This window comes from Noviherbaspirillum sp. Root189, from assembly GCF_001428545.1.
Classification (GTDB): domain Bacteria; phylum Pseudomonadota; class Gammaproteobacteria; order Burkholderiales; family Burkholderiaceae_D; genus Noviherbaspirillum.
On sequence record NZ_LMHZ01000067.1, the window covers coordinates 216399 to 242633 of the forward strand.

General features: G+C 54.3%; 26 protein-coding genes and 2 pseudogenes. 16 read left to right on the forward strand and 12 right to left on the reverse strand.

The window, feature by feature from the left end; genetic code table 11:
• Nucleotides 1-116: 116 nt before the first annotated feature.
• Together ASE07_RS25785 and ASE07_RS25790 are read right to left on the reverse strand one after the other, a co-directional pair.
• A complete protein-coding gene (locus ASE07_RS25785; protein ID WP_057293668.1) occupies nt 117-1247 on the reverse strand; it encodes an MFS transporter in 1131 nt (376 codons plus the stop codon).
• 163 nt (nt 1248-1410) lie between these two features.
• The gene (locus ASE07_RS25790; RefSeq protein ID WP_200961023.1) at nt 1411-1941 is read right to left on the reverse strand and encodes a TetR/AcrR family transcriptional regulator; all 531 of its coding nucleotides are present in this window, start codon (nt 1939-1941) and stop codon (nt 1411-1413) included.
• 450 nt (nt 1942-2391) lie between these two features.
• Here ASE07_RS25790 and ASE07_RS30195 point away from each other — a divergent pair.
• From ASE07_RS30195 to ASE07_RS25845, 12 genes and pseudogenes are all read left to right on the forward strand, one after another.
• Nucleotides 2392-2615: pseudogene (locus ASE07_RS30195) on the forward strand (integrase core domain-containing protein); the annotation flags it as partial.
• Between the two features lie 62 nt (nt 2616-2677).
• Nucleotides 2678-3646, forward strand: a complete 969-nt coding sequence (locus ASE07_RS25795; protein ID WP_057293670.1) for a LysR family transcriptional regulator — start codon at nt 2678-2680, stop codon at nt 3644-3646.
• 459 nt (nt 3647-4105) lie between these two features.
• The gene (locus tag ASE07_RS25800) at nt 4106-4507 is read left to right on the forward strand and encodes a Zn-ribbon domain-containing OB-fold protein (protein WP_057293671.1); all 402 of its coding nucleotides are present in this window, start codon (nt 4106-4108) and stop codon (nt 4505-4507) included.
• Nucleotides 4504-5676, forward strand: coding sequence for a thiolase (locus ASE07_RS25805; RefSeq protein WP_057293672.1), 1173 nt, complete (start codon nt 4504-4506; stop codon nt 5674-5676). Before ASE07_RS25800 ends, ASE07_RS25805 begins: the two co-directional genes overlap by 4 nt.
• 45 nt (nt 5677-5721) lie before the next feature.
• The gene (locus ASE07_RS25810) at nt 5722-6411 is read left to right on the forward strand and encodes a 3-oxoacid CoA-transferase subunit A (protein ID WP_057293673.1); all 690 of its coding nucleotides are present in this window, start codon (nt 5722-5724) and stop codon (nt 6409-6411) included.
• Nucleotides 6401-7066: a 3-oxoacid CoA-transferase subunit B gene (locus ASE07_RS25815; RefSeq protein ID WP_057293674.1), complete on the forward strand. Its 666-nt coding sequence runs from the start codon at nt 6401-6403 to the stop codon at nt 7064-7066. Before ASE07_RS25810 ends, ASE07_RS25815 begins: the two co-directional genes overlap by 11 nt.
• A 39-nt stretch (nt 7067-7105) precedes the next feature.
• Nucleotides 7106-8650, forward strand: a complete 1545-nt coding sequence (locus tag ASE07_RS25820; protein ID WP_057293675.1) for an acyl-CoA carboxylase subunit beta — start codon at nt 7106-7108, stop codon at nt 8648-8650.
• A 24-nt stretch (nt 8651-8674) separates the two neighbouring features.
• On the forward strand, nt 8675-10066 hold the full coding sequence (locus ASE07_RS25825) for an acetyl-CoA carboxylase biotin carboxylase subunit (RefSeq protein WP_057293676.1): 1392 nt from the start codon (nt 8675-8677) through the stop codon (nt 10064-10066).
• The gene (locus ASE07_RS25830; protein ID WP_057293677.1) at nt 10063-10275 is read left to right on the forward strand and encodes an acetyl-CoA carboxylase biotin carboxyl carrier protein subunit; all 213 of its coding nucleotides are present in this window, start codon (nt 10063-10065) and stop codon (nt 10273-10275) included. The genes ASE07_RS25825 and ASE07_RS25830 overlap by 4 nt, the downstream gene beginning before the upstream one ends.
• A 44-nt stretch (nt 10276-10319) precedes the next feature.
• The gene (locus tag ASE07_RS25835; RefSeq protein ID WP_057293678.1) at nt 10320-11348 is read left to right on the forward strand and encodes a Bug family tripartite tricarboxylate transporter substrate binding protein; all 1029 of its coding nucleotides are present in this window, start codon (nt 10320-10322) and stop codon (nt 11346-11348) included.
• 54 nt (nt 11349-11402) lie between these two features.
• Nucleotides 11403-12332, forward strand: coding sequence for an SDR family NAD(P)-dependent oxidoreductase (locus tag ASE07_RS25840; protein ID WP_057293679.1), 930 nt, complete (start codon nt 11403-11405; stop codon nt 12330-12332).
• Between the two features lie 46 nt (nt 12333-12378).
• Nucleotides 12379-13224: a MaoC/PaaZ C-terminal domain-containing protein gene (locus ASE07_RS25845; RefSeq protein WP_057293680.1), complete on the forward strand. Its 846-nt coding sequence runs from the start codon at nt 12379-12381 to the stop codon at nt 13222-13224.
• A gap of 197 nt (nt 13225-13421) precedes the next feature.
• Here the strand turns inward: ASE07_RS25845 and ASE07_RS29195 are convergent, their stop codons facing one another.
• Nucleotides 13422-13565 (reverse strand): hypothetical protein, encoded by a 144-nt coding sequence (locus ASE07_RS29195; protein ID WP_156397031.1) that lies wholly within the window; start codon nt 13563-13565, stop codon nt 13422-13424.
• A 533-nt stretch (nt 13566-14098) separates the two neighbouring features.
• Here ASE07_RS29195 and ASE07_RS25855 point away from each other — a divergent pair.
• Entirely contained in the window at nt 14099-15385 is a 1287-nt protein-coding gene (locus tag ASE07_RS25855) for a hypothetical protein (protein WP_156397034.1), read from the forward strand.
• A 234-nt stretch (nt 15386-15619) separates the two neighbouring features.
• On the opposite strand, the gene ASE07_RS25860 is transcribed toward ASE07_RS25855, so the two are convergent.
• The 6 genes from ASE07_RS25860 to ASE07_RS25885 all read right to left on the reverse strand — a co-directional run bounded on the left by ASE07_RS25860 (nt 15620) and on the right by ASE07_RS25885 (nt 21087).
• Nucleotides 15620-16429 (reverse strand): N-acyl homoserine lactonase family protein, encoded by an 810-nt coding sequence (locus ASE07_RS25860; RefSeq protein WP_057293683.1) that lies wholly within the window; start codon nt 16427-16429, stop codon nt 15620-15622.
• Entirely contained in the window at nt 16426-17664 is a 1239-nt protein-coding gene (locus ASE07_RS25865) for an alpha/beta fold hydrolase (protein ID WP_235548629.1), read from the reverse strand. The genes ASE07_RS25860 and ASE07_RS25865 overlap by 4 nt, the downstream gene beginning before the upstream one ends.
• Before the next feature lie 136 nt (nt 17665-17800).
• Nucleotides 17801-18484, reverse strand: a complete 684-nt coding sequence (locus tag ASE07_RS25870; protein WP_057293684.1) for a GntR family transcriptional regulator — start codon at nt 18482-18484, stop codon at nt 17801-17803.
• A gap of 265 nt (nt 18485-18749) precedes the next feature.
• Nucleotides 18750-19739, reverse strand: a complete 990-nt coding sequence (locus tag ASE07_RS25875; RefSeq protein ID WP_057293685.1) for a tripartite tricarboxylate transporter substrate-binding protein — start codon at nt 19737-19739, stop codon at nt 18750-18752.
• 73 nt (nt 19740-19812) lie between these two features.
• On the reverse strand, nt 19813-20700 hold the full coding sequence (locus ASE07_RS25880) for an NAD(P)-dependent oxidoreductase (RefSeq protein ID WP_057293686.1): 888 nt from the start codon (nt 20698-20700) through the stop codon (nt 19813-19815).
• A 3-nt stretch (nt 20701-20703) separates the two neighbouring features.
• Nucleotides 20704-21087, reverse strand: a complete 384-nt coding sequence (locus ASE07_RS25885; RefSeq protein WP_057293687.1) for a carboxymuconolactone decarboxylase family protein — start codon at nt 21085-21087, stop codon at nt 20704-20706.
• Nucleotides 21088-21378: 291 nt separating this feature from the next.
• On the opposite strand from ASE07_RS25885, the gene ASE07_RS25890 reads away from it, so the two are divergent.
• A complete protein-coding gene (locus ASE07_RS25890; RefSeq protein WP_057293688.1) occupies nt 21379-22833 on the forward strand; it encodes an NAD-dependent succinate-semialdehyde dehydrogenase in 1455 nt (484 codons plus the stop codon).
• Between the two features lie 125 nt (nt 22834-22958).
• Here ASE07_RS25890 and ASE07_RS30200 read toward each other — a convergent pair.
• Together ASE07_RS30200 and ASE07_RS25895 are read right to left on the reverse strand one after the other, a co-directional pair.
• Nucleotides 22959-23126 (reverse strand): annotated as a pseudogene (locus tag ASE07_RS30200) (IS6 family transposase); the annotation flags it as partial.
• Nucleotides 23127-23222: 96 nt separating this feature from the next.
• Nucleotides 23223-23648, reverse strand: a complete 426-nt coding sequence (locus ASE07_RS25895) for a DUF305 domain-containing protein (protein WP_082584494.1) — start codon at nt 23646-23648, stop codon at nt 23223-23225.
• Between the two features lie 337 nt (nt 23649-23985).
• On the opposite strand from ASE07_RS25895, the gene ASE07_RS25900 reads away from it, so the two are divergent.
• Entirely contained in the window at nt 23986-24801 is an 816-nt protein-coding gene (locus ASE07_RS25900; RefSeq protein WP_057293690.1) for a PRC-barrel domain-containing protein, read from the forward strand.
• 178 nt (nt 24802-24979) lie between these two features.
• On the opposite strand, the gene ASE07_RS25905 is transcribed toward ASE07_RS25900, so the two are convergent.
• Nucleotides 24980-25258: a hypothetical protein gene (locus tag ASE07_RS25905; RefSeq protein ID WP_057293691.1), complete on the reverse strand. Its 279-nt coding sequence runs from the start codon at nt 25256-25258 to the stop codon at nt 24980-24982.
• A gap of 328 nt (nt 25259-25586) precedes the next feature.
• On the opposite strand from ASE07_RS25905, the gene ASE07_RS25910 reads away from it, so the two are divergent.
• On the forward strand, nt 25587-26213 hold the full coding sequence (locus tag ASE07_RS25910; RefSeq protein ID WP_057293692.1) for a cation transporter: 627 nt from the start codon (nt 25587-25589) through the stop codon (nt 26211-26213).
• The last annotated feature ends 22 nt before the right edge of the window (nt 26214-26235 follow it).

Here is a 26235-nt window from a genome sequence, read left to right on the forward strand (position 1 = left end):
ATGACGCGACGCGCACTACGAATACATTAGAGCGACGTCATGGCCATGCGCAAAACAACTTGCGACAGACAGCGATGACCGGACGGAGTGTTAACTAACGCAGTTGCTACGTGCTGTCATTTGCTCTCCCTGGATTTCTTACGTTCCTGCTGGACAGCAAACATACAGCCGGAAGCCAGCATGATCGCAAGAACCCAGTACACAGAACTGGTACCCACTGCTGCGCCGATCATGCCAAAGCTTACCGGCAGCACTGATTGGCTGGCATTGATGAGCATCGAACGCACGCCAACTGCCTCGCCGCTACGTCCCGTCGGCGCGGTTTCATGAATCGCGCTCATGATTGTTGGCAGCGCAGATCCCAAGCCCAGGCCCAGGATGAAAGACAGTGTAAGTAGAATGGCTACCGCGTTAAATAATGGGAATAGGAAGTACACCGCAGTGGTCAATGCAAGCGCGCCAGTCAGAACTTGCCACTGGGAGTACGAGCTTGAAAGCCGTGGCATAGCCAGCCGGACCACAAAGGTCCCAACACCGAACGTGCCCATGATGAGTCCGATGGTGGATGCGGAAAGACCGATTCGCGCACCGTGCATCGGCGTCATGAAGGTAAACAGATCCCATCCCATTGATAGCAGTCCACTTACGATGAATACCGCGCGTAACGGTGCGTGACGCAACAGATCAATCACCCTGGGTTTTACTGTTGCCGTTACCGCAACGCTCGGCAGCGTTGTCTTGTTATATATCTTGGCAAGGACAATCAGGGCGAACACTGGAAGTAGTGCCAATGTCAGAAAGGTGTGCGCATGACCTGCGAAATCAATCAGGAAACCAGCGGCCACCGGCCCAGCCACAGTAGAGGTCGAAAAGCCCAGTGCAAGCATGGAAAACGAGCGAGTACGGTTTTGCGGCGTGCTGCCGTGTCCAACTGCATTATTGATTGCAAGGTGCACAAGCATGAAGCCACATCCCAACAATACGGCCGATGCGCCAAGGCTGGCAATGGATGGCAGCAGGCCCGGCAGCAGCGTCCCGGCAGCAAGCATTAGCAAGGCGATTGCCGTTGGCTTGACTACGCCTATACGGTCCGTCCAGCGACCCGCATGAACCGATGTCAGCATGGGGATCACCGCCATCAGGCTGACCACGAAGCCGACTTCAAATGGCGTGCCGCCAAGCTCGATTGCAAATAGTGTCAGTCCGACCCGGCCGCCTGTAAATGCGGTGTGTGCCAACACCATCATGGCGATCAACGCAGATAGGTTCAAATCGATAGAACGCTTAAGGGCGCATGGATGAAAAAATAATGATGAAGTATAGCCGATTACCTTATGCCGGGCGGGCGGGCGAACAGGCGCTCATCCAATGTGCACAGGAAGCGCCTGCTTTTGCCGCTGATATTGATTGTTACTTGACGTCCTGCGAGGCCATTGCCTTTTCCAGAAATTCCTTGCTCGCTTCGAGCACTTCCTTTCCGGTCTTTTCGGTAGCCATGGCGCGTGCCAGTAAGATCGCACCGACAAGCTGGGCAATCGCCGCCCACGCAATTTTGTCATCATTAACCTGGCTAGCCCAAATTTCATGGGCGCGCTTCAGGGCTTCTTCAAACTTCTTCTTGGTGGCCTTGTCCGCACGCGCGACTTCTGCGCCGAGGCTTGGAATGGCACACCCACTCTGCGGGCTTTGGACATGCTTCCAAGTCAGGTAGCGCCGTAGCTGATATTCCGTCCAGTCTTTACCAGTATGCTCAGTCTTGTCGACGGCAATCATGTTCAAGCTGTGGTCGAGCTCTTGCGCGATCAGTTCAGTAAACAGCTCGGCTTTGGAGCCAAAGTGATTGTAAAAAGCGCCGCTGGTCAGGCCTGCAGCCTCCATTAATGCATCAACCCCAGAAGCGGAAAAGCCATTCTTTTTCGCGAGTGCGCCACTGGTCTTCAAAAGATGCTTCCGGGTTTCTGCCTTGTGTTGAGCTGAGTATCGCATTGCTTAGTCCGCCTAATGTGCGCTTGGGTCGAAGGTTCGAACGACGCCCTATGGCATCAACAACACCTTGTGCTGCAGGGGATTCTAACATAACGACCGTTAGCGTACGGCGGATGCAAGCGGTTAAACCTGCTTGATCGGCTCTGCAAAATTGTAGCCAGCGTTAACGTTATTTTTCAGTGAAACTTGCCTTTATGGAAAGGTGGTGCGCATGAAGAAGAAACGATTCGCTGTGGAACAGATTATCTCCGCCTTACGGAATTCTTCCTGTGTAGTCGACCTTGCCTGTGTTGCAGTCTGTTCCTGCAAAGCAGAGATTTCCATATTCCGGTCAGCCAGGCCTCCCTCATAGGTACGGTGCGGGGCCAGGGAACTCAAGCAAGAAGTGGATAAACCGCTTATTGAAGCTTAAACGAGCGCTTTCGGCAGCTGTGTTTGATATGCACCGGTTCCTGTCGCTGGAAGACGCACGGCATAAGATTGGCGAGTGGCGACGGTACTATAATGAGGTTCGTCCCCACGCCGCATTGCAGTGGGCAACACCGGCCGAATTTGCTCGCCCGGCAAGGGAAGGCGCCTTGTCCGACAGCGCAACGAAGCAGAAAATTTCTGCATTAGACCGGTACTAATTCCGGAGTACGGTCAGGGATTACCGGAGCAACGGTAATAAAAGTGCAGGAACTGGAGATAAATGAAAAACTTCAAATCGAGTACCCTGGTAGAGAACTTCAAAGAGGTAATGATGTTCAATCACGTCGCCGAAAGTCGAAGTTTTACCACTGCAGCGCAGCGTTTAGATATAACTCCGGCAGGCGTGAGCAAAGGAGTTGCGCGGTTGGAGGCCGCGTTGGGAGTGAAACTCCTGAATCGCTCGACACGCAACGTTTCGCTGACTGATGACGGCGAAATATTACTGGCTCGCTGGCGGGAAATCATCGTATCCGCACAGGAGGCGGAGAGCGAGCTTTCAAGTGGACACGATTCCTTGCGCGGAAAGCTAAAGATACACGCTCCTGTTGGTCTCGGGCGCAAGGTGCTTATGCCCGTATTAGTGGAGATGGCCAAGGCGCATCCAAACCTGATAATCAATGCGGACTTTAGTGATCGCGTTCCCAATATGGTGGAGGAGGGGCTTGATGTCGTCGTGAAAATTGGCGAAGTTTCTGATTCAAGAATGATCGCCAAAAAAATAGGACATTTGCGATATGTGACATGCGCCACACCTGATTACCTTAAGAAATGGGGAGTACCCGTCACGCCGCTTGACTTGGATCGACATAATTGCATTGCATACGTCCAATGGCAAACGGGAAGTATCCGTAAGTGGATATACGAAAAAAATGGTGAAAACTATATTATGACCCCCGCGGGAAATATTAGTGTTAATCATCCTGAGGCGATTCTTGATGCAGTATTGAGTGGAGCGGGGATTGCGAGGATGGCGAGTTTTATCGCTGCCACGTCTGTAATGAGCGGGAAGCTTCAAATGATATTGAGTGATTGGATGCCCGAAGGTCCGGAAATGCATCTGGTCTATCAGCCCAGCAAATACCTATCGCCGCGCGTGAAGACATTCATTCAGTGCGTGGCCGATGCCATACCTCCCTATCTGCCTTGGGAGAAGCAAATGGGATTGCCTGCTCCGCAAGAATTTCGCTGACTTGGTTACGGTAATTTACCAAGAGTTGCGCTGTCATGTTCAGCGAGCCACGATCGGCCACCGGCGTCACCGCTTGAGCGGATAGCGCGCCATCAAACATTATCGGACCAGGGAAACAGCGAGGTCACGATGCCCGCAGCCACTTCCACAATCAGCAGGTTGCTCGTGAGTCCGTGGTATCCAGAGCGGCTTTTCATTCTGGTTGCCTTTGACATGGCTATGTTCAGTATGCATGCTTCCCACGGCAATCGGCGGTGAATAGTATTTGCTATCCCTGGCGCCGCGTGCCATCGGATTAATCTTGCCAGGCGCTTCGCGTTCCGGCACCAAAAACAGTCGCGCACGTAGCCTTCTTTGGATTATTAACTGGCGTTCAATAATGTTTGTATTGGGTTCCCATTTATCCAGTTAATAAACTTATATATAGTCAACGCAACGTGAACATTGGAGGCAGGTTTAATGATTGATGATGACGTTCCCAAGGATAAAGCAGGTCCGGAAAAAATATATTTTTCATTCCTGAGCGCAGGGCAATGGAAAATTCAGTCATGCCACCAATGCGGCAAGGCGGTCTTTTACCCCAGAGTGCATTGCCCATCTTGCGGCAGTGAGAATCTGAAATGGTTCTCGCCGTCGGGTAAAGGTACTGTTTATTCAAAGACGACAATTTTCCGTTCAGCGGATCAAGGCGGAAATTACAACGTCAGTCTGATCGATCTAGATGAAGGTCCTCGTCTCATGAGTTGCATTGAAGCGAGCGATACAACGCTCATCCGCATCGGCATGCGCGTCCAGGCACGTGTGGCTCTCGGTGGCGGTAGTGCAAGGCTGGTGTTCGACCCGCTGGAGGAAGGTAAATGAATTTATCCGATTTGCGAGGCAAGGTCGCCGTCGTGGGCGTCGGACAGGCAGGCCTTGGCGAGGCGCGCGGTTTTACCGAGCAGGAAATATTGACCCGCGCTGCGATGAATGCCATCAAGGATGCGGGGTTGCAACTCAAAGACATCGACGGAATCACGACCTGCAGTTCCTTGTCCTCGATGTGGGTAATGCCGGTCATCGAGTATCTCGGTATCCGGCCTACATTCATCGATAGCACGATGATTGGAGGGTCCAGCTATGTTGCGCATCTTCTCCCGGCGATTCATGCCCTGAATTCAGGCCAGTGCAATGCTGTGCTGGTCTGCTACGGGAGCACGCAGCGTACGGCGGAATTCAACCGTGCCGAACTCACCAGGGTGAGAAAGGTAATGGATCCGCAGCCCTATGAAACGCCCTATGAGCCGCCGATGCCATTGTCAGCTTATGCGTTGGCGGCGCAACGCCACATGCATCAATACGGGACTACCCGAAAGCAACTCGCGGAAGTTGCGGTGGCCGCACGCAAGTGGGCGCAGCTTAATCCTGAAGCTGTGATGCGCGGTCCACTCAGCATTGATGATGTTGTGAACGCCCGGCCTGTCGCCGAGCCATTCACCGTACGTGACTGTTGCATGGTCAGTGATGGCGCCGGCGCTTTCGTGCTGACGAGAGCCGACCGTGCAAAAGACCTGGCAAAGAAACCTGTGTATGTGTTGGGAAATGCGACGGCTTGCTGGAACCGCCAGATTTCGTCAATGGAAGACCTCACGGTTACTGCGGCCAGCGAGTCAGGGCGTCGATGCTTTGACATGGCTGGATACAGCGCGAAAGATGCGCAGCTGGCAATGCTGTACGACGCGTTCACTATCAACACCATCCTTTTTCTCGAAGACCTGGGGTTCTGTGCCAAGGGCGAGGGCGGAGCGTTTGTGGACGATGGCGCAATCGCCCCGGGAGGAAAGCTTGCAGTGAACACGAATGGTGGCGGACTGTCATGCGTTCACCCGGGAATGTATGGCGTGTTTCTGATGATTGAGGCAGTTCGCCAATTGCGAGGCGAATGCGGCGAACGTCAGATCGCAAATCCGCAGCTTGCCGTTGTACATGGGAACGGCGGCACGCTTTCGAGTCAATCGACTGCCGTTTTGGGTACGGAGCAGACACTTTGAGAGCTGCACAGCTGAAATATTTAAACTGGGGCAGCGGAGGGAAGCATGCTGAATAAGGTAGTGCCATCGTTGGCCGATGCGGTGGCCAATATCAAGGACGGATCCACATTGCTGGTCGGCGGGTTCGGCCCGTCCGGCGTACCGACAGAATTGCTACAGGCCTTGCTTGATGCCGGGGCGCGCGAGCTTACAGTGGTCAACAACAATGCAGGTAATGGTGAGACAGGCCTCAGCGAGTTGATTCGGGCAGGGCGTGTGCGCAAGATGATTTGCTCCTTTGCCAGGTCGTCCAATCCCCAAAAGCCCAATGCTGAAGCTTTCAGGGAGTGGTACCGGGCTGGCAAGATAGAACTCGAGGTGGTGCCGCAAGGAACGCTTGCTGAACGTCTGCGTGCCGCGGGCGCTGGCGTCGGGCCGTTCTTTACTCCTACCTCATACGGTACTTTGCTCGCCAAAGGAAAAGAGTCCAGAGAGTTCAATGGGCGGGGCTATGTGCTTGAGCATCCGCTGCATGGTGACGTGGCGTTTGTTTGCGCGCAGCGAGCCGATGCACATGGAAATCTGATGTATCGCTACGCCAGCCGAAACTTCGGGCCCGTGATGTGCATGGCGTCGAAAATGACAGTTGCGCAGGTAGACGAAGTGGCGCCTGTCGGTGAGCTTCCGCCGGAACATATTGCGACCCCGGGGATTTTTGTTCAGCGTGTTGTGGAGGTGCATCGAAATGCTGCATAAATTTTCGCGCGAGCGCATGGCGCAGTTGGTGGCGGCGGATATCGATGCTGATACCTACGTCAACCTCGGCATCGGCATGCCAACGCTCGTAGCTGATTACCTGGATCCTGCTCGGGGCATCGTCTTGCATAGCGAGAACGGCATCCTCGGGATGCGAGGCCTGACGCCGAGTGAAGTTCCCGACCCCGATCTCATGAATGCCACCAAGGAACCGGTGATGCTGACGCCGGGTGCGTCTATCACCGATCATGTTGTGTCGTTTTGCATGATGCGTGGAGGGCATCTGGATCTGACCGTGCTGGGTGCATTTCAGGTGTCGGAACGCGGTGATCTGGCCAACTGGGACACAGGTCATCCCGACTCGATCCCCGCGGTTGGCGGGGCGATGGATCTCGTCGCTGGTGCTCGAAAAATCTTCGTGATGATGCAGCATCAGGACAAAAGTGGCGCGTCCAAGATCGTGCCTGAATGCACCTACCCGCTAACGGGAAAAGGCGTGGTGAACCGGATCTACACCGATCTCGCAATCATCGATATTGAGCCAACCGGACTGGTTGTCCGGGCCATGGTTGATGGCTTGTCGTTCGAGCAGCTTCAGCAATGTACGGACGTTCCGATCAGGCGGGCAGAGACCTGCATGACGCTCACGGCGTGAGCGGAACAGCAAGAAATCACCCAAGAAACAGGAGAAAGAATGAACTGGAGCAGCGAACTCGCAGAACTGCAACGTCGAAAAGAATATGCCCAGGCCATGGGCGGGTCTGAGAAGGTCGCGCGCCAGCATGACAATGGCAAGCTGACCGTACGCGAGCGCGTGGAGCGCTTGGTCGATCAGAACTCGTTCGTTGAAGTGGGTGGCCTGGCCGGATCGGGTGAGTATGACGCGAATGGGGTTCTGAAACATGTGGTGCCCTCGAACGTCGTATTTGGCCGCGCCGAATTGGACGGCAAGCCTGTCGTTGTCATTGGCGACGACTTCACTGTCCGGGGCGGAGCCAACGATGGCGCGGTCGGCGACAAGATGATTTTCGCCGAGCAGATGGCCTACGACCTGCGTATTCCCATGGTTCGCCTGGTGGATGGCACTGGCGGTGGTGGATCGGTCAAGAACATTGAAAAAATGGGGTATGCACTGCTGCCTAAAATGAAGATCTGGCCTTACGTGGCTCGAAATCTGAGCCAGGTTCCGGTGGTGTCATTGGCATTGGGCTCCGTTGCGGGTCAAGGCGCAGCGCGCGTGGCTGGCAGCCACTACTCGATGATGGTGAGTGAAACCTCACAGCTTTTCATTGCAGGGCCGCCGGTGGTTGCCAAGATCGGGCAGCACCTGACCAAGAACGAACTGGGAGGAAGCCGGATTCATGCACGCAATGGCGTTGTGGATGATGAAGTCAATTCCGAAGCAGAAGCATTCGAGGCGGCACGCCGGTTTCTGAGTTATCTGCCTCGGTCGGTGCATGAAGTGGCAAAGCGTTCGGAAGCGCCGGTGAGCATTGCGGACCAAGCGTGGTTACGCGACGCCATTCCCAAGGATGCACGCAAGGTCTACAAGATCAAGCCCATCGTCGAAAGCTTGTTTGATCAAGGCACGGTGTTTGAAATCGGACGCAACTGGGGCAAGGCGATCATGGGCGGACTCGCGCGCGTGAATGGCTGGCCGGTCGTGTTCGCTGCGAGCAATCCCTATTTCTATGGAGGTGGCTGGGATCGGCAAACGGCGGAAAAATTTGTCCGCCTGATAGACCTCGCTGAAAACTTTCACTTGCCGGTCGTGAATATGGTGGATATCGCCGGCTTCCAAATTGGTCTGGAAGCTGAAAAAGATGCCGTCATGCGTGCCGGTGTGCGTGCGTTGACGGCAGTATCGCAGACAACAGTGCCGTGGTTCTCATTGATCATGCGCAAAGCGTTTGGCGTGGCGGGCGGCGGGCACCAGAATTCAAGCCGGTTCAATTTCCGATATGCCTGGCCATCGGCGCAATGGGGTTCGCTGCCGATTGAAGGTGGGCTTGAGGTGGCTTACCGGTCAGAAATCGAGAGCGCGGACGATCCTGAAGCGAAGCGTGCCGAAATAGAGGCGCGCGTGCGGAGTCTGACCTCGCCGTATCGCAGTGCAGAAGCATTTGTGATCGAGGACATCATCGATCCCGCGACGACACGCGAAAGGCTGGAAGAGTTTGTCCGCCTGGCATACCCATTGTTGACCCCGGGTGAAACCCGTGTGGGCTACCGTCCCTGAGCAGACCTCGACTGAGTTCGTAACATGAAAAAAGTACTTATTGCCAATCGTGGCGCCGCCGCGACGAGAATTCTCAGGGCGACCCAGGCGCTGGGATTGGAAGCAGTCATTGTCTACTCCGATGCCGATGCCGACTTGCCCTATGTGCGGGAAGCCCGGGAGTCTTACTGTCTGGGACCATCTCCAGCAAGCCACAGCTATCTCAACCAGGATGCGATTCTGGATTGCATGCGCAGAAGCGGTGCCGATGCCTTGCATCCGGGCTATGGATTTCTTTCCGAAAATTCTGCGTTTGCGCGCAGGATTGAAGAGGCCGGATATTGCTTCATCGGCCCGTCATCCAAATGGCTGGAGGTGCTCGGGCACAAGGCAAGCGCGCGTGAATTCGTCCGGAAGTATGGACTGGAACTTGGCGCAAGCACGCCGGTCCTGCCCAAGCACGATCTCGATGCAGTACGTGCAGCGGCAAAAAATCTCGGATATCCGGTTCTCATCAAGCCGGCCGGCGGCGGCGGCGGCATCGGAATGGTTCCAGTGCACGGCGAAGCGGAATTGGAGGCTGGCTGGCACAAAGCCAATCAGCTGGCCGAAAAAGCGTTTTCTGATTCGAGCTTGTATCTGGAGCGTTACGTGAAGTCGCCGCGCCATATCGAATTTCAATTTCTGGCAGACCGTCATGGAAACGTGATATCGCTGTTTGAGCGTGATTGCTCTACACAGCGTCGCTATCAGAAGGTGATTGAAGAGTCTCCTGCGTTTGCGCTAGACAGGTCCGCAGTGAACGCAATGGCCGACAAGCTGCGCGGAGTGCTGTCAGAAGTCGGCTATGACGTGATCGGCACCGTGGAGATGCTGTACACACCAGAAACAGGCTTCTCCTTCCTGGAGATTAATACACGGCTGCAGGTGGAACATGCGGTGACGGAGGCTGTGACTGGCGTGGATCTGGTACAGGCACAGATCCGCCTGGCGGCGGGGGAACCGTTGTCGGCAGTGATCCAGAAAGCGCCAGAGGTCAACGGCCATGCGATTGAAGCGCGCATCTACGCCGAAGATCCGGTTCGCTTCTTTCCCTCCCCGGGTGTGTTGAACGAGTTTGACTTCCCGCATGGCATGCCGGGTATTCGGATTGAAACGGGCTATGCCCAGGGCAATACCGTCACCAGTTTCTACGACCCGATGGTTGCCAAGATTGTCGCCTGGGGGCGTGATCGCACCGAGGCTATAGCCCGATTACAAGGCGCTTTGGCCGCAACAAGGATCCAGGGCATCAAAACCAACATTCCCATGATTTCACGGGTGCTTGCCAGCGCTGTGTTCGCAGCCGGCGGCATGAAGGTCGACGGTCTGTCTGCCGTGCTCAATGAACAAGCAATGCCGAAAGTGGAAACAACAAAGGAGAACGTGGCGATATGAAATCGATTTGCGCAATTGTGTCGGGAAGGGTGATTCAGTGCTTGCGGTTGGAGGGCGACCAGGTTCAGCCCGGCGATGAAGTACTGAAGATTGAATCGATGAAGATGGAAATTCCTGTCGAAACAGAAATTTCCGGGTGCATCGCGAAATGGCTGGTTAAAGAAGGAGATGATGTTCAGGAAGGCCAAGTCGTGGCCGAACTGAGTTAAATGACTTTTTGATGGCTAAATTTTTATAAATAAGGAGACATAAGATGAATATCGATGATCCACATGATCGGTCCCCGGCCAACCGTAGCCGTCGCCGTTTCATTGCCGGCACAATCGCAGCCGGAGTCGGAATCCAAGGCGGATTTCAAATCGCAAGGGCCGAGGACTCGGACATTTATCCGAGCAAGATGATCACGATCGTGGTGCCGTTCTCAGCTGGAGGAACAACGGACATCCTTGCGCGTTTGATCGGCCAAAAGCTCGCGGAACGGTGGAAGGTCCCCGTTGTGATTGAAAACAAGGTAGGCGCTGGCGGCAATATCGGCACGGCTTATGTTGCGCGCAGTGCGGCCAATGGTTATACGCTCGTGCTGGGCACCATTGGAACGCACGCAATCAACTCCAGCCTGTACCGCAACATGCCGTATGACGCGCTGAAGGACTTCGCGCCCATCACCCGGACTGCGATGGTGCCCAACGCATTAGTCGTGAACGCAAACGCACCTTTCAATACGGTCCGAGAGCTGATCGAGTATGGCAAAGCGAACCCGGGCAAGCTTGTTTTCGGCTCCTCAGGTCATGGTAGTACGCTGCAGATGTCTGGCGAACTCTTCAAGATGATGACCCAGGTGGAAATGATTCATGTCCCTTATAAAGGGAGCTCCCCCGCTGTGATAGACCTGCTGAGCAATCAGATTTCGATGATCTTCGACAACATGCCTTCGGCATTGCCCTATGTCAAGACCGGGAAATTCAAGGCTCTCGCGGTGACATCCTCAAAACGTGTTGCCCAATTGCCTGAAGTACCCACGATGGCTGAAGCAGGGGTGCCCGGTTATGAGGTGATGTCCTGGTTCGGCCTTTGGGCGCCAGCGAAGACCCCTGGTCAAATTGTGGAAAAATTGAATAAAGCAGTTGTCGAGGTTCTTGCCTTGCCGGACGTGCAGCAGAAAATCAGAGAACAGGGAGCAATCCCCTTTCCGGAATCGCCTGCCGAGTTTGAAGGTTTCATCCGCTCGGAATCCGAGAAGTGGAGCAAGGTTGTAAAGGCTGCGAAGTTGACGGCCCTGTGAATTTAGCTCAAGCACGAGCAGTGGCTTTTTTCGACTGAGGACTTAAGGATAAAAATGGAACGCATGCTGGATGGAAAAGTCGTCGTTGTAACCGGCGCGGGTGGCGGGATTGGCAAGGAGATTGCGCTGCAGGCAGCGGCGGCAGGTGCAAAGCTTGTGGTAAACGATATCGGCGTCACCCTGAATGGTGAAGCGCTGGAGCAGGGGCCCCAAGGACTATCACCAGCCGAAGCGGTCGTGCAGGAAATTCGCAGAGCGGGCGGCGAGGCTGTGGCTAGCCTGGATTCGGTTGCAACAGCCTCGTCGGCGAACGCGATCATTCAGTGCGCGATGGACCACTTCGGAAGAATCGATGGCGTGGTCAATAACGCGGGTAATTTGCGCGACCGGTCATTCCACAAAATGAGTGAAGACGAGTGGCGCGCAGTGATCGCTGTTCATCTGGATGGAAGCTTTTTTGTGAGTAGGGCAGCTGCCACTTATTTCCGTGAACAAGAATCTGGCGCCTTTGTGCACATGACGTCGACTTCAGGACTGATCGGCAACTACGGCCAGGCCAACTATGGCGCGGCCAAGCTTGGAGTTGTTGCGCTGTCCAAAATGATCGCGCTGGATATGGACCGATACAAGGTGCGTTCAAACTGCATCGCGCCGTCGGCCTGGAGCCGAATGACGAGTTCGATTCCTACCGATACCCCGCAGCAGCGCGATCGCGTGGAAAAGCTCAAAAAAATGGACGCTGGCAAGATCGCTCCAATGGCGATCTATCTACTGTCTGATGCCGCGCGTGAGGTGACGGCGCAAATTTTTGCAGTGCGGGCGAACGAGATCATGCTCATGAGTCAGCCTCGTCCTCTGCGTTCGGTTCACTACAGCGAAGGCTGGACACCAGAGCGGATAGCCGAGATTGCCATTCCCGCGATGAAGCGGCACTTTTATCCGCTCGAGCGCTCGCCCGATGTCATGAGCTGGGATCCGATCTGATCCTGCGGCAGCCAAGACTTGTTCGAGAAGACTAACCGGAGTGCCTATGCGGCTGAGCTATAAAGAACTTTTAAACTATGACATACCCGAAGTGAGGCAGACCTACACAGTCTGCGACAGCATCTTGTATGCACTCTCGGTCGGCATCGGGCAAGATCCGCTGGATGAGTTTGACCTGTTGCACGTGGATGAACAGTTCGGACCACGCACATTGCCGACCATGGCTGTCATGCTGGGTTATCCAGGGTTTTGGCTCAATGCGCCGGGAATCGGTGCGGACCTGACGCGATTACTGCATGGTGAACAGACGGTTACCCTGATGAGGCCATTGCCTGCGTATGGTGAAGTCGTCGGCAAGACACGCGTGGTCGAAGCTGTGGACAAAGCTGACAAAGGTCTTCTCTTGTATTCGGAAAAAGAACTGCGCGATGCGCGGGACGGCTCTTTGCTTGCCGTGACGGCGGCAACCCATGTCCTGCGTGGTGACGGAGGGATGCCGGGCGCGGCAACCGAGGCCAGGACCGTAGCGAAGTTGCCGCAAACGCCGCCGCAATGGCGCTGCAATGTGCAATCACGCCCCGAGCAGGCGCTGATCTACCGCTTGAATGGAGACAGAAATCCCTTGCACAGCGATCCACGCATGGCTCGCAAAGCCGGATTTGACAAGCCGATCCTGCATGGCCTTTGCACCTTTGCGATGGTGAGCAACGCCGTCGCCCGTCTTCTTGGCAAGACGCAGGAGGGAGATTTCCGAAGCGTGAGCATGCGCTTCTCTGCTCCTGTCTTCCCTGGCGAAACATTGGGTATCGATGTATGGAAGGATGGGTCGTTCAGGGCCACTGTAGAAGAACGCGGTGTTGTCGTCGCGCAGGGGCAGCAGATTAACCGTTAGGGAGCGATCGACCAACTCCTTGCCGATTCGCGACCGGCTTGTCAACATGTGTGCGACCACCAGGCCAAACAGGAATTGATCCGATATGCCGCGACGTCCGGTGCCTGCATTCCAGCTCTGACGTGTGAACACGGCATCACCTCCAATCAGCTTCGTGGCTGGAGCAGGAAGTACCAGAATGTCGTTGAACCTTTTGGTTACATCAGGCGCGTGGTCTTGTACGGCCTGCCCAGGTAGAGTGTCATGCCACCCGCATTCTTGTTCGCCTCCAAGGCCAGCAGGCCGCTCCCTTGCTTCATGTGCGAGCCGCGTGGAACTTCCAGTGTTTCATTGCCACTCAATAGCAAGAACCGGCCATTTTCTGGATATAGTCGATTACGCCGTCGCTATGACATGAAATTTTTCCGGATTGACGCGCCTGTCGATTGCATTTCGCGAGCCCCTGTCCAGTCAACGAGAATGACAGCCAATCGTGCAGCTATAAGAAGCGATCATTCATGAGGTGACCGATTAGCTACGAAAGCAAATGGCAGTTTCCGTTTATGGATAAGGCCATAGTCTCGCCTTCGTTCAACACCATGCCTATACAATTACCATCGTTCTTGCAGCAGATTTTCGGCCCGGACAGGCCGGAACTGGATAAGCATGCTGCAGCCGGAAAGCTTCCTTCCCCTGCTTCTCCAAGAAACCCCGCTGTTGGCCAAAACGACGCAGAGCGTAAGGGGATGGTGGCCCAGGGACGTTCCACGCAATTCACCTTGATGACCAAACTGGAAGCAGATCAGATGCGTACTGCACTCGGCGCGACAATGGATAACGGTGTGTTCGCTCGTACTGTAATGACCAAATCCGGGGAGCAAAACATTTCACACATATGGAAAAATACGCGAGGGATCTCGGAAGCTCTCTTACTCCCAAGGAGATAGCTACATACGTCAATATGGGCGAACGCATCATCCACGGTCTTAACGAAGGAAAGTTTGTCGGAAATAAGTTGATGGCCCCGGCACAGGATGGATATTTTCCTGTCGTATCCAATGCCGAAACGACGAGGGCGATATCCTGGTATTTGCAGGCCAAGGCGGTCATGGATAACGCCAGGCCGGATAAGGAACCAACCTTGCTTTCTAAGGGTTCCATGCTGATGAAGGATCCGGATGGCAGATTGAACAACTTCCTTTTGAGCAGTCGCAATAGCTACGGACGGATTTCCACCCACTTCAATGAACGCAGCCTAGCTGAAAAGGCAAACTTCAAGAACGTCGGCATCGCGGGCGGGTTGGTCGGCCTTTCCAAAGAAAGTTATGCGCACCATGGCATAGAAGATATGTCCGACAGAATGCCTTCTGGAAAAGGCACGGTGATTTTTGACGCGTTGAAAGGAAAAGACGGATCCCAACAGCTCTTTCTCAAATGGGAAACGGCCGGCATGCCGACCGTATTCGGCAAAAGCGTGCATGCTGACACCGAAGAAGGCGTAAGGACAGCGCTGAAAAATCATGTAAAAGCTTTCCAGCGCTGCGCGGCACACAGCTTCAATTTTATCGGCCATATGGCGGGCACCAAGAAAGACGTCAATTGGGGCATCCACCGGGAGGATGTGCACAAAGGGGATGCCAAACCTCTGTTTGTCCAATATGCCCAAATCATGAAGACCCTGGACAAGTCATGTGAAATGTCTGCGCCGGAAGATCGGGGTAAGGATAAACGCGGCTTTGGCGTGGCTGCTGTAAAACTGGGCAAGACACACGGGCTGTACCAAATGGAGGATATGCTGAAAGGTGCTCGGGGCATGCACGTGAATCGGGCCAACGACGAGCAGTACGCGCCCGATAAACGCGAGGTTCATGAGGCGGAGATTAAAAAGATTGATCAGCTGCTCTTCGCTATGAAGGAATTTTCCGCAGCACAGGGAAATAACCTCGGACTTGAAAGGCGCGGTGCGGAAGTTCATATCAACCTTGACACAAATTACGTCAACATTGCCGCGCCCGCCTATGTCACTGCACCTTCATCCTCTCAGTATTCGCAAGGAGAAGCCTTGCCGGACGATGATTCGGCCACAGCGCGACAAGATCAGCCGCACGGTTGGAACACGTATGAGTCTAAAAATGGCGCGCCTCAAATTGGTGGCGGGCCGCCCTCAGTCAGCCGCTTCTAAACCGCATCTACATCGGCGCCTTGAGATCGCCAAGCCCTTGCCTCACCACATGCGCCACTGAGACGGCGCTCGTGCTCAATTGCGGCGCGGACGACTTCCTGGTCCGGCCCTTCGAACCGGTGGAAGTCATCATCCGCATTCATGCACTGCTGCTTGTGCGCGTATTCTGCTGGCCGGCATCGCAACTATGCATAGGATCATAATTGGTCAGCTTGAGCGGGCTTTTCTTACCGATCACGTAGCGGGTGTTGGGGTCTGATGCAAGCAGACGATGTCCAGGTCCGGCATGAGGTAATGCGGATATCGCTGGCGGACCAAGGGGTCATGACCAGGGACAAGATGATCGTCGCTGTCTGCAAGCGACAATAGTTTCCGATAACCGTCGAGCATCTGGCCAACATGCAACACGATGGGGAATGGTGATTCATTCCCTATGTTTTCGTAATAGTGGCTTGCGTCTGACGCGAGCACCACCCAGCCTCTGGCGGTGTGGACGCGGACTGCCTGCAAACCCGCAGTATGTCCGCCTACGAGGACTAGTTGAACGCCAGGGGCAATTTCCTGATCACCTGAATAGAATGAAATCCGATCGTTATATACGCCGCGGACAATTTCGACCACATCATCCACGGAGTAGGCATGCCGCAGCTGTGCATGGGTCATATAACGGCCCGTTGCATACTGTAGCTCCTGCTCTTGAAGATGGATGCGTGCCTGTGGAAGCAGGTTCACGTTGCCCGCGTGGTCATAGTGCAGGTGCGTGACAATCACATCTGTCACGTCTTCCGGTTGTAATCCCAAATGTTGTAGTGATGCGATCGGGCATCGTAAGAACGTCCGCTTGCGTGCCTCGGCGGCTTGCCGGTTGAACCCCGTATCGACCAGCCATGTTCGGCCAGCGCCACGGATCACCCACACGTAGTAATCCATGGGCATTGGGCCATCGTGGGGGTCGTGCACCATGAAGTTCTCCTGTCTGCGGCGCTCGACCGTGGCGTAGCGTAGGGCAAAGACCTCGTAGACTGGCATGTCGGAATTTTTCATTGCTGCATCCTTGATCTTAGTTGTCGCATTACAGGCTTCAAATACGCAAGCAGCGCATCGGGATTTTCAATCATTGGAAAGTGACCAAGGTCCGGCATTTCGATGAAATGGGCACCGGGGATCAGCTCTGCGACGCGCTTCGAATCTGCGGGTGTGGCAGAGTAGTCATACGCTCCGGTTAACAGGTACACTGGCTTGCTTGTCGCGTCGAGTCCCTTGAGATCGACTTCAGCATCGAATTCCTCGCTATAAAATGCCAGATCACCCGAATAGACCTGGAAGCCCCCCTGGGAATAAACCCACGCCGCGGCTCTGCGTTGATGCAGGGGGCTTGTTGGGCTCATCAACCCGCGTACGTAACTGGGGTTGTGTGCCGCCTGGTTAATCTGAGGGTGCTCCAAATGGGGCGTTTTCCGTCCTTTGGCTTGATACGGCGCTTCCAGCGCAACAATTCCGGCGATGTCGGCAGGATGTAACTTTCCAAGATATAGAGCCATCGCAGCTCCCATCGAGCAACCAAGGATTACCGCTGGGGATTTGACGACGCTCGTAATGAAAGCATGGGAAATAAATGAGTACGTCTGCTTGTCAAGGCGGTAGCTTTGCCATAGCGACCCGCTGGCGGGCATTGTCTTGCCATGAGCCGGCATATCGAATGCATACATATCCCACATTGCCAGCATGTCGGGATCGGACAAAATATGGTGGTACTGCCTTGAATCCGCGCCAGCGGTGTGCAGCATGACGAGAGGAGGATTGTTACGGTTGCCGGCGCGCTCGTAGTAAACGGGCAGGGAGTTATTCGATCCCGCATCAAGCCGAGCGTAGTGCCCAGTTATGCATTCTATTGCGGGCACTGATGGTACGGGCGTCTTCTCAACGATCTGCCCTCGCAGAATTTCAAAGAACCGCTCAAGAGCGTGTAAGGATTGAGCGACTTGCAGGCCTTCTCCCTGGACCTTAAGCCGATTTGGATCACGTACCGCCGCTGTAAAAGAATGAAATCCGACGGGCGGCCTTGCATTTGTGAAGCAGGACCATGTTTCTGGCTCCGCCGATAGCAGCAACAGTGAGGAAGACTTGCTTCCGACCAGATCGAGCATGACCGCATCGCGATCTCGTCCTACAGCCAGGCGAATTGTGCAGGGAAGCGCCGCCGATGCCTGTATGAACTCGGGGTCCAGGCGGGCAGCATCAATAGCCGATTGAATACAGCCGATTAACTCTTCAATCACTTGATAAGCTCCTACAGGAGGCCATTCATTTCGATATCATCTCCACCACCTTGGCCGCGCAGTTGATCCGCTTCACCTCACCGCTACGTCCATACGATGCTGCTCAATCCTGCCAGATAGATTGATTAGAATTGCTTCAGGGTTGTGCAGAAACTGCGGCTTCCTGATGACCCAAAACGATTAAGGCAGCTTTTTCCGCATTAAGGATATGTTGGTGGGCGGCTTCACGCGCTGCGGGCGCATTGCGTGCCTTAATCAGCTCAAACATATGGTCGATTTCCTTAAGGCTTTCTGGCAGGCGGTCATCGCGTGAAAACGAAGTTGAGCGCAGCAGGTTGATGCGCGACAGCAAGTTGAGCAGCATTTCCTTGATCAGATCATTTCCGCACTCACCCAGGATGACGTCGTAAAACTTGGATTTCGCCGTCAAGAGTTCTTTTCTGTCACGACTGGCCGCTGCTGTATGCAAATCCTGCACTGTTTGTCCAAGCCGTTCGATCGCGGCAGCGCTCGCGAGTCGCGCAAACTCATGGACGGCATAACTTTCCATCAATGCGCGGATCGCATACAGGTCGGAAGCCTCTTTCATGGAAATTGACGCGACCACCGGCCCGCGATGCAGTACGATCTTGATCAACTTTTCTGCCTCAAGCTTACGTAATGCCTCACGTAGCGATGGTCGGCTGACCTCCAGCATTTCGCATAACTCGCGTTCGATCAGACGCTCACCTGGTTTGAAGCGTCCATTCATGATGGCTTCGCGCAAAAAAGTCTCCACGTGACTGCGCAGGCTGTCCGGTTTGCGAAGAGGGGGCGACATTTCCACGTTTCAAAACTCCTAAAATCCTGTCAGACGATCTGGCATTCTATCGATGGGAAGGTATTTTACGTCAGGGATTCGTCCCTTCCGAGGATTTTCTACTAATTGAGTAATGCAAACCTGTCGGGTTGACATGTCCAGGTGAAAATCCTTTCTTCTGCCTGCTTCGATACTGCCCGACTACTGCCCGACCAGCCTCCCTAGTCATCGTACGCTTTGCATTCACGGTGTCAGCGAGGCTGGTAGAGTCAAGACGTGTACGGATTTATTGTTTCGCAACGTTTGCGGTTTTCAGTGCCGCACTCAGACGGGCGGTTTCTGAGGCCAGCAGCTTGTGTAAGCCTTCCGGAGTTTGTGCAGCCTTTTCTGCCGGCTTGGCGCCCAATCCGTCGAATTTGGACACCACTTCCTCATCGCTCAACGCATGCTGGAGTGCGGCATTGATTTTTTTGAGCGCAACCGGTGGGGTACCTTTCGGTGCATACAAGCCATGCCAGACGTAGAGTTCAAAATTTTTCAGGCCGCTTTCAGCAAACGTAGGTACGTCTTTCAACGTCGGAATGCGCTCCTTGGTCGCAACAGCGATTCCCTTCAGCGTACCTTGCTTGATAAAACTTGTGGTAGAAGCGGGCTGGTCACAAATCATGTCGACATGTCCGCCAGCGATATCGTTGAGTGCCGGGCCGGTACCTTTGTAAGGCACCAAGGTGGTTTTCAACCCCGTTACGTTATTGAACAGCACACCACATAGGTGACTGGTTGCGCCTGTTCCTGCATTGGCCAGCAATACCTTGTCGGGATTGGCTTTTGCGTATGCAGCCAACTCGCTGTAATTATTTGCCGGGAAATTTTTGCGTGCCACCAGAATCATCGGCACATCGGCCACGGAGCCGATCGGCTCAAAGCTCGTTTGTGGATCGTAAGGCAGCCTGTTGTAGAGCGCTGGAGCGGCTGCATGACCGGCGTTGTGAAACAGGATGGTGTATCCATCAGCATTGGCTCGGGCAACACGCGCCGAACCAAGCGTTCCGCCGGCGCCACCAACGTTTTCGACCACGATGGTTTGCTTGAGAAATTTCGACATCGACTGGCTCAGAATACGGCCCAGCACGTCGGTCGAACCGCCTGGCGCATACGGAATCACAATTGTGATTGGCTTTTCCGGGTAGTCTTGTGCTTGTGCAGACACGGCCATGCCGGACATACTCGAAACTGCAACCAGGGTGCTTGCTAAAATTTTCGGAAAATTTTTCATATTGACGCCTTGGTTCCCTTTCTCCTTGATTCTTTTGCTATGAACAGGGCCCGCCGGGCCCTGCATGATTTACTTACTGTTTGCTGCGTTTAACTTCGACGTAGCGGTACATCTCGGTGTGGTCAGCACCTTTGCCGAGCGTCTGGTTGGCATCGCGCCACGATGAAAGCACCGATTGACCAACGTCCATTGGAGAATGCATCGACTCCCCGAGCTTTATCGCGATGCCGATATCCTTGACCATCAGTTCCATCGAAAAGCCGGAGTTGTATTTGCCCGATAGCATGAATGGGACTACTTTATTTTCTGTAGTGTTATTCTTGCCAGTCGAACTGTTCAACACTGCCGTCATTACCGCCGGATCGAGACCGAATGCTTCGCCAGCACGCAGCGCCTCGGCAACTGCTGCTAAACCGGCTGCGGAAACATAATTGTTTAAGGCTTTCATCGCATGACCTGCGCCGGAGGGGCCAACGTGGGTCAGGTTCTTGCCGAGGATTTCCAGCACCGGGCGGTACTTTGCGACCAGGTTTTCCGGGCCGCCGATCATGATCGCGAGGGTGCCGTCAACAGCGCGTTTGACGCCGCCGGATACGGGCGCATCGAGGTAGTCAAGGCCTTGTTCGGTTAACTTTTCGAACAGGGCCTTCGAGCGCAGCGGCTCGGAAGAACTCATGTCGATCACGGCCGAGCCTTTTTTCAGTATTGACACCAGCCCGGCTTTTTCGCCGCCCAGCACAACGCTGTCGACAACGTCCGAGTTAGGCAGCATCGTGATGACGATGTTGGCCTCAGCGAAATCGTTCAGTGCGCCGGCGACTTTTGCACCCGGATGCTCGGCAACGAAACGAGCCGTGGCTTCCGAATTCAGGTCCATTACAGTGACAGTGTGACCGGCTGCTGCCAACAGATGCGACATCGGGTAGCCCATCGCACCCAATCCAATGAAGCCTATGTTCATATCTTAGATCCCCATTTCCTTGAATACTTCGGTTGCGGTGCGGAATGCATCGATGCCTGCGGGGACGCCGCAATAGCATGAAATCTGCAGGAAGATCTCCTTGATTTCGTCTTTGGTAAGGCCGTTATTGATTGCGCCGCGCACATGCAGCTTCAGTTCATGCGGACGGTTCAACGCAGCGATCATCGACAGATTGATGATGCTGCGGGTCTTGTGGTCCAAGCCCTCGCGGTTCCAGATCTTGTCCCAGCAGACGTCGGTGGTCCATTGCTGCATGGCCAGATTGAAATCGTTAGCGTTATTCACCGAGTTGTCGACATATTCGGAGCCGAGCACTTTACGGCGGGTGACGAGGCCTTTTTGGTTAAGTTTTTCTTGGTTGGACATGCTTTTCCTTTCGGTAGTTGGTAGAACGGGTCGAGATGCGAAGGCTTGTGCATCAAGTACAAACGCCACAGTTTCTTGCGTTTCCCACACAGAGTCGTAACCACTGTCGTGTGAAGCAGGGCATCACGCTTTGAATCAATTGCTAACCACTTTAGAGATTGTAAGACAATCTGTCAATATGACTTTCATACAAATAAAAAATCATTTAGCATAATGAATATCAGTAAAGACCTTTAATTCCAACGGTAGGCAGTTTTAATTCCCAACACTAATTTCTACAGAAGATTTTCAATGCTCCAATTAAATGATCCAACCTTATTGCGTACCGAATGTCTGATTGACGGTGTCTGGTGTAAAGCCGATTCCGGCGAGAGCTTTGTGGTCACCAATCCTGCTACAGGCGAGGCCATCGCATCGGTCCCCAAGATGGGCCAGGCAGAGACTGCTCGGGCGATCACGGCCGCGAACATCGCATGGCAAGGCTGGCGCCGCAAGACCGCGAAGGAGCGCAGTACGGTTCTAAAGCGCTGGCATGCCCTCATCATCGAAAACGCAGAAGACCTTGCGCGGATCATGACGGCGGAACAGGGCAAGCCGTTAACGGAAGCGAAAGGAGAGATTGCCTATGCGGCGTCCTTCATCGAGTGGTTCGCCGAGGAAGCCAAACGCGTATATGGAGACACCATTCCCTCGGTGACTAGCGCCACGCGCATCGTGGTCACCAAGGAACCGATCGGAGTATGTGCGGCGATCACGCCTTGGAATTTTCCAGCTGCGATGATCACCCGAAAAGCGGGTCCGGCGCTGGCCGCAGGCTGCGTAATGGTGGTCAAGCCTGCCGAGGCTACGCCCTTGTCTGCACTGGCGCTAGCTTGTTTGGCTGAGCGCGCCGGGGTACCTGCCGGCGTATTTTCCGTAGTGACCGGCACGCCGCAGGAAATTGGCGCGGAAATGACTGGGAATTCCCTGGTGCGCAAGCTCTCGTTCACCGGGTCCACCGGAGTCGGCAAGCTGCTGATGGCGCAGTGCGCATCGACGGTCAAAAAACTGTCACTGGAGCTAGGCGGCAATGCTCCTTTTATTGTTTTCGACGATGCCGACCTTGATGCCGCAGTCGCGGGTGCGATTGCGAGCAAGTTTCGCAATGCGGGCCAGACCTGCGTCTGCGTGAACCGTCTGTATGTGCACGAAAAGGTAGCAAAGGCCTTTACGCAGAAACTGGTATCGGCTGTGCAGCAACTTAAGGTCGGCAATGGCTTTGATGAGGGCGTCGATCAAGGCCCCCTTATCGACGGCAAGGCCATTGAGAAGGTTGAAACACATATCCAGGATGCGCTCGCCAAGGGCGCTACACTATTAACTGGCGGCCGACGCCATGCTCTCGGCCACAGCTTTTTCGAGCCGACCGTGCTGGAAGGCGTCACGCCTGATGCGAAAGTCGCCCGCGAAGAAACCTTCGGTCCGCTCGCGCCGGTTTTTACGTTCAGCAGTGACGAAGAAGTCGTCGCGTTGGCCAACGACACTGAATTTGGCCTTGCCAGTTACTTCTACAGCCGCGACATGGGGCGCATTTGGCGCGTGGCCGAAGCACTCGAGTATGGCATGGTGGGGATAAACACCGGCCTTATCTCTAATGAGGTTGCCCCGTTTGGTGGGGTAAAACAGTCAGGTATAGGGCGGGAAGGTTCGCACTATGGCATGGATGACTACTTGGTCATCAAATACATGTGCATGGGTGGAATCTAACTTGCGAGGCGGGCGAAGCCCGCGTCATTAGGCAGCTCGCCCTGATCTTGCATCTCGCGTACCGCGCGGTGCGAGTCAGCATAGCCGTCGAGTTTCTCGAACTCGGGCACGAAGCGCTGTACCTACCGCAGGATTGTCGTGTGGGATATTGCAAGACCTCGTCCGGCCATCATCTCCACCAGATCACGCGATGACAGCTTGTAGCGCCGGTACCAACGCGCGCAGAGAATGATGATCTCCTGTTCGAAGTGGCATCCATTGAACAGTTCGTTGATGGTTTCACGCTTCGCCATGTCGATTAAATTCGTCGATTCTGACTGACGGTGCTATTCGCAACAGATCCCAGGCAACAGATCCCAGGCAACAGATCCCAGTGAAGCATGGGGGCATTATTTTTTGGTTCTCAGTTCCTTTACTAACGCGTTCATTTCCGCGATTTCCTTGCGTTGTGTTTCAATGATGCCATCGGCCAGTTTGCGTACACGCGGATCAGAAATATGGGCGCGCGAGCTCGTAAGAATGGCGATCGAATGGTGGGGAATCATCGCTTTCATGTAAGACACCTCATCAATCGTATTCTGGCTTCGAACCAGCCATAGGAAGAAAACAAATACCGATACTGCACCGACAAGGATTGCGATGTTGGCGCCCCGGTTCGTATACATCCCCATCATGAACAACAGCATGATGATTGCCATCGCCGCGCCCATCACGATCGCCATAGTGGTGCTTGTTTCACTATAGAACACATGGTCAACTTGGTAGGTGTTCAAGTACATTAAACAGAGCATCACGACTGTGGAGGTCAGTATCATTAGACCGAATTTTGCCTATTTTCCCATCTTAAATCCTTCCCGAATTCAATATAAGGAAGTGCCCCGAGTTGATTTCACTATGAATATATTTGAACAAATATGTTCAGCCACGGGCGGCACTTGCTATTGGATAATTTGTAGCGCTGGTTTCCAGTGCGGCAGGTCACGATGCCTAAATTGAGACGATTCACGCCCCTTGGGGATAACACGTATCGCGTTGAACTCTCGGTTTAATGCCGAGTCACGCACTAGACGTGGGGCATGCTCGGCCCGCCCATTGCACGGCTGCATCATGCCACCGATCGTTTCCGCTTTACGTGACACAGGAGGGTTCATCATGCTGCATAGTCTCAAAGCGCTCGACGGTTTCCCGATCATGGCGGCAGACGGATTGATCGGCAAGGTCAAGGATATCTACTTCGATGACCGAAGATGGGTAGTTCGCTATCTTGAGGTGGATACGAGCGGCTGGTTGAGCGGCCGCCGTGTCTTGATCTCGCCCGTGTCCATTCACGAAGTGGACTGGGAGCGCGAGGAAGTTGTCGTCAACTTGAGCCGAAGGCAGGTGGAGGACAGCCCTGGAATCGAAACTGCAAAGCCCGTTTCGCGGCAACATGAAGCGGAGCTGGCCAACTACTACAGTTATCCTTACTATTGGTCGGGCCCCTATATCTGGGGATATACGGCATTTCCGATGATCGCGGACCCCGCCACGGCTCAATCACTAATGCAACCGGAGCAGGGTAGGCAGGCACAATCCGAGTCATCGGATGACGATCCCCACTTGCGAAGCAAGGACGAGGTGGTCGGATATCGTATCAACGCCACCGATGATGACATCGGTCATGTGGACGATTTTCTGTTTAATGATCGCGACTGGTCGATCTCTCATCTGGTGATCGATACCAGGAACTGGTGGCCCGGAAAGCATGTGCTCATTTCTCCGAGACGCATTGCAGATGTCAGCTGGAACGAGAAGCAGGTCAGCGTCAATCTGACACGGTCCGCGATTGAGCAGAGTCCCGAGTATGACGAACGACACTCGATGGCCTCAGAATACGAGGAAGTGTACAGCCACGCGCAAGGTTTATCGGAAATGCCGCCGGTTACTCCCGAGCAGGCTGCAGCACGGCGTCAAGGACGGAACGGCTGATGGAAAGGCCTATTCGGAATCATCGGAATGTCTGTAAATATTGCGACGGACGCTCATATAATTTCAATGGAATGTCGGGAAATCTGGCTGAGAGACGGCACAAGTTGAGGGCACTACAGTAGATACGCATCCCGCCGGAAATGGCACGCGGAAGTTGTACGGTGCACTACGATTGTGCTCACGACTTGCGCGAGCCGCGTTGCCTTTTGATAAACAAAATGGCTGCGGCAGGCACATGGACCGTACCAAAACCAATCAGAAGTGCCAATATCTTTAATGGTGTGCCATCCACTGATGCGGACGTGGTCAAGCCAAATCCAATGCCGACCACGATAAGTATTGTGCGCGCCACACCTGCACGGATGGCCCCTGCGGTGAAATGTCCTATTTCAAGCTGCGCGTAAAGTGCCACTGCGAGGAGCAGTCCCGCCACGAGCACCATCAAGATCTCAACCATGCTGTTCCCCGCAATTAATCGCCGCGATTCCGGTAAATGGTCCGGAAAAATGAAAAGGAACCGTCCATGTTCATTGGATGATGATGGCCGATTAGGTTCCCTCGCGGTCAGGAATGGTTTCTTTTGCGCAGTAAGTTACAACATCGAAATGGGAGAACCGATGCTAGAACTGCCAGTCATATCTATCTCTCCCGATTAACTTTGAGGACGAAGAGAGATCAATGACAATAACCCGGCATGAAAATGTGATTCTCGGGGAAAGGGTTAGTCATCGCCATGGTTGCGTTGCGCCGCAGGGCACACACTGGACGGGCAGCGGTTCTCATTTATGAGTACCGGACACGTCCGAAAGGAGGACGCTGAGCGGCATGTTCTACTGCGGGTTCTCCTGCTTAACGCCGGACTCGCCACCGCCCTGCTTGCCGGCGGCCTCTTTGCGGATTCCAGTGGGCTGCTTGCCAATGCGCTGGATAACACCTCCGATGCGTTGACATACGCAGTGAGCTACTTCGCGGTATCGCGCTCTCAACGATGGAAATCGAGGGCGGCTACCATCACGGGCGTGATGCTGCTGGTACTGGCTTTCGGCGTGACGGCAGACGCTATCCGCCGTTTCATCAACGGGTCCGATCCATCTGGCTATCTGATGATGATCATGGCGCTGGCGGCGGCAGCGATCAATGCCTGGTGCATCAAGCTGCTGAAAGCATTCCGCCGTGAAGAGGTTAATCTGCGTGCGGCATGGACAATGAGTCTGAACGACTTTGCCTCCAATTTCGGCATTGTCGTGGCCGGTATTTTAGTGCACTTGGTCGGGAACAACTGGCCGGATTTGACGATTGCACTGGTCATTGCAGCGGTCGCATTGTATGGCGGCATAAAGACCTTGCGGGATGCGTCTCGCAATCGCGAAGAATCTGAACAATCCGAACAGGGCAAGGCTGCCCGACGATAGATGCGTCTGTACGAAGTACTCT

Bases quoted from the DNA above. Each gene is read 5' to 3' on its own strand.
- ASE07_RS25785 (WP_057293668.1), bottom strand. From the start codon at position 1,247: ATGATGGTGTTGGCACACACCGCATTTACAGGCGGCCGGGTCGGACTG.
- ASE07_RS25795 (WP_057293670.1), top strand. From the start codon at position 2,678: ATGAAAAACTTCAAATCGAGTACCCTGGTAGAGAACTTCAAAGAGGTA.
- ASE07_RS25800 (WP_057293671.1), top strand. From the start codon at position 4,106: ATGATTGATGATGACGTTCCCAAGGATAAAGCAGGTCCGGAAAAAATA.
- ASE07_RS25805 (WP_057293672.1), top strand. From the start codon at position 4,504: ATGAATTTATCCGATTTGCGAGGCAAGGTCGCCGTCGTGGGCGTCGGA.
- ASE07_RS25810 (WP_057293673.1), top strand. From the start codon at position 5,722: ATGCTGAATAAGGTAGTGCCATCGTTGGCCGATGCGGTGGCCAATATC.
- ASE07_RS25815 (WP_057293674.1), top strand. From the start codon at position 6,401: ATGCTGCATAAATTTTCGCGCGAGCGCATGGCGCAGTTGGTGGCGGCG.
- ASE07_RS25820 (WP_057293675.1), top strand. From the start codon at position 7,106: ATGAACTGGAGCAGCGAACTCGCAGAACTGCAACGTCGAAAAGAATAT.
- ASE07_RS25825 (WP_057293676.1), top strand. From the start codon at position 8,675: ATGAAAAAAGTACTTATTGCCAATCGTGGCGCCGCCGCGACGAGAATT.
- ASE07_RS25830 (WP_057293677.1), top strand. From the start codon at position 10,063: ATGAAATCGATTTGCGCAATTGTGTCGGGAAGGGTGATTCAGTGCTTG.
- ASE07_RS25835 (WP_057293678.1), top strand. From the start codon at position 10,320: ATGAATATCGATGATCCACATGATCGGTCCCCGGCCAACCGTAGCCGT.
- ASE07_RS25840 (WP_057293679.1), top strand. From the start codon at position 11,403: ATGGAACGCATGCTGGATGGAAAAGTCGTCGTTGTAACCGGCGCGGGT.
- ASE07_RS25845 (WP_057293680.1), top strand. From the start codon at position 12,379: ATGCGGCTGAGCTATAAAGAACTTTTAAACTATGACATACCCGAAGTG.
- ASE07_RS25855 (WP_156397034.1), top strand. From the start codon at position 14,099: ATGGAAAAATACGCGAGGGATCTCGGAAGCTCTCTTACTCCCAAGGAG.
- ASE07_RS25860 (WP_057293683.1), bottom strand. From the start codon at position 16,429: ATGAAAAATTCCGACATGCCAGTCTACGAGGTCTTTGCCCTACGCTAC.
- ASE07_RS25870 (WP_057293684.1), bottom strand. From the start codon at position 18,484: ATGTCGCCCCCTCTTCGCAAACCGGACAGCCTGCGCAGTCACGTGGAG.
- ASE07_RS25875 (WP_057293685.1), bottom strand. From the start codon at position 19,739: ATGAAAAATTTTCCGAAAATTTTAGCAAGCACCCTGGTTGCAGTTTCG.
- ASE07_RS25880 (WP_057293686.1), bottom strand. From the start codon at position 20,700: ATGAACATAGGCTTCATTGGATTGGGTGCGATGGGCTACCCGATGTCG.
- ASE07_RS25885 (WP_057293687.1), bottom strand. From the start codon at position 21,087: ATGTCCAACCAAGAAAAACTTAACCAAAAAGGCCTCGTCACCCGCCGT.
- ASE07_RS25890 (WP_057293688.1), top strand. From the start codon at position 21,379: ATGCTCCAATTAAATGATCCAACCTTATTGCGTACCGAATGTCTGATT.
- ASE07_RS25895 (WP_082584494.1), bottom strand. From the start codon at position 23,648: ATGATACTGACCTCCACAGTCGTGATGCTCTGTTTAATGTACTTGAAC.
- ASE07_RS25900 (WP_057293690.1), top strand. From the start codon at position 23,986: ATGCTGCATAGTCTCAAAGCGCTCGACGGTTTCCCGATCATGGCGGCA.
- ASE07_RS25905 (WP_057293691.1), bottom strand. From the start codon at position 25,258: ATGGTTGAGATCTTGATGGTGCTCGTGGCGGGACTGCTCCTCGCAGTG.
- ASE07_RS25910 (WP_057293692.1), top strand. From the start codon at position 25,587: ATGAGTACCGGACACGTCCGAAAGGAGGACGCTGAGCGGCATGTTCTA.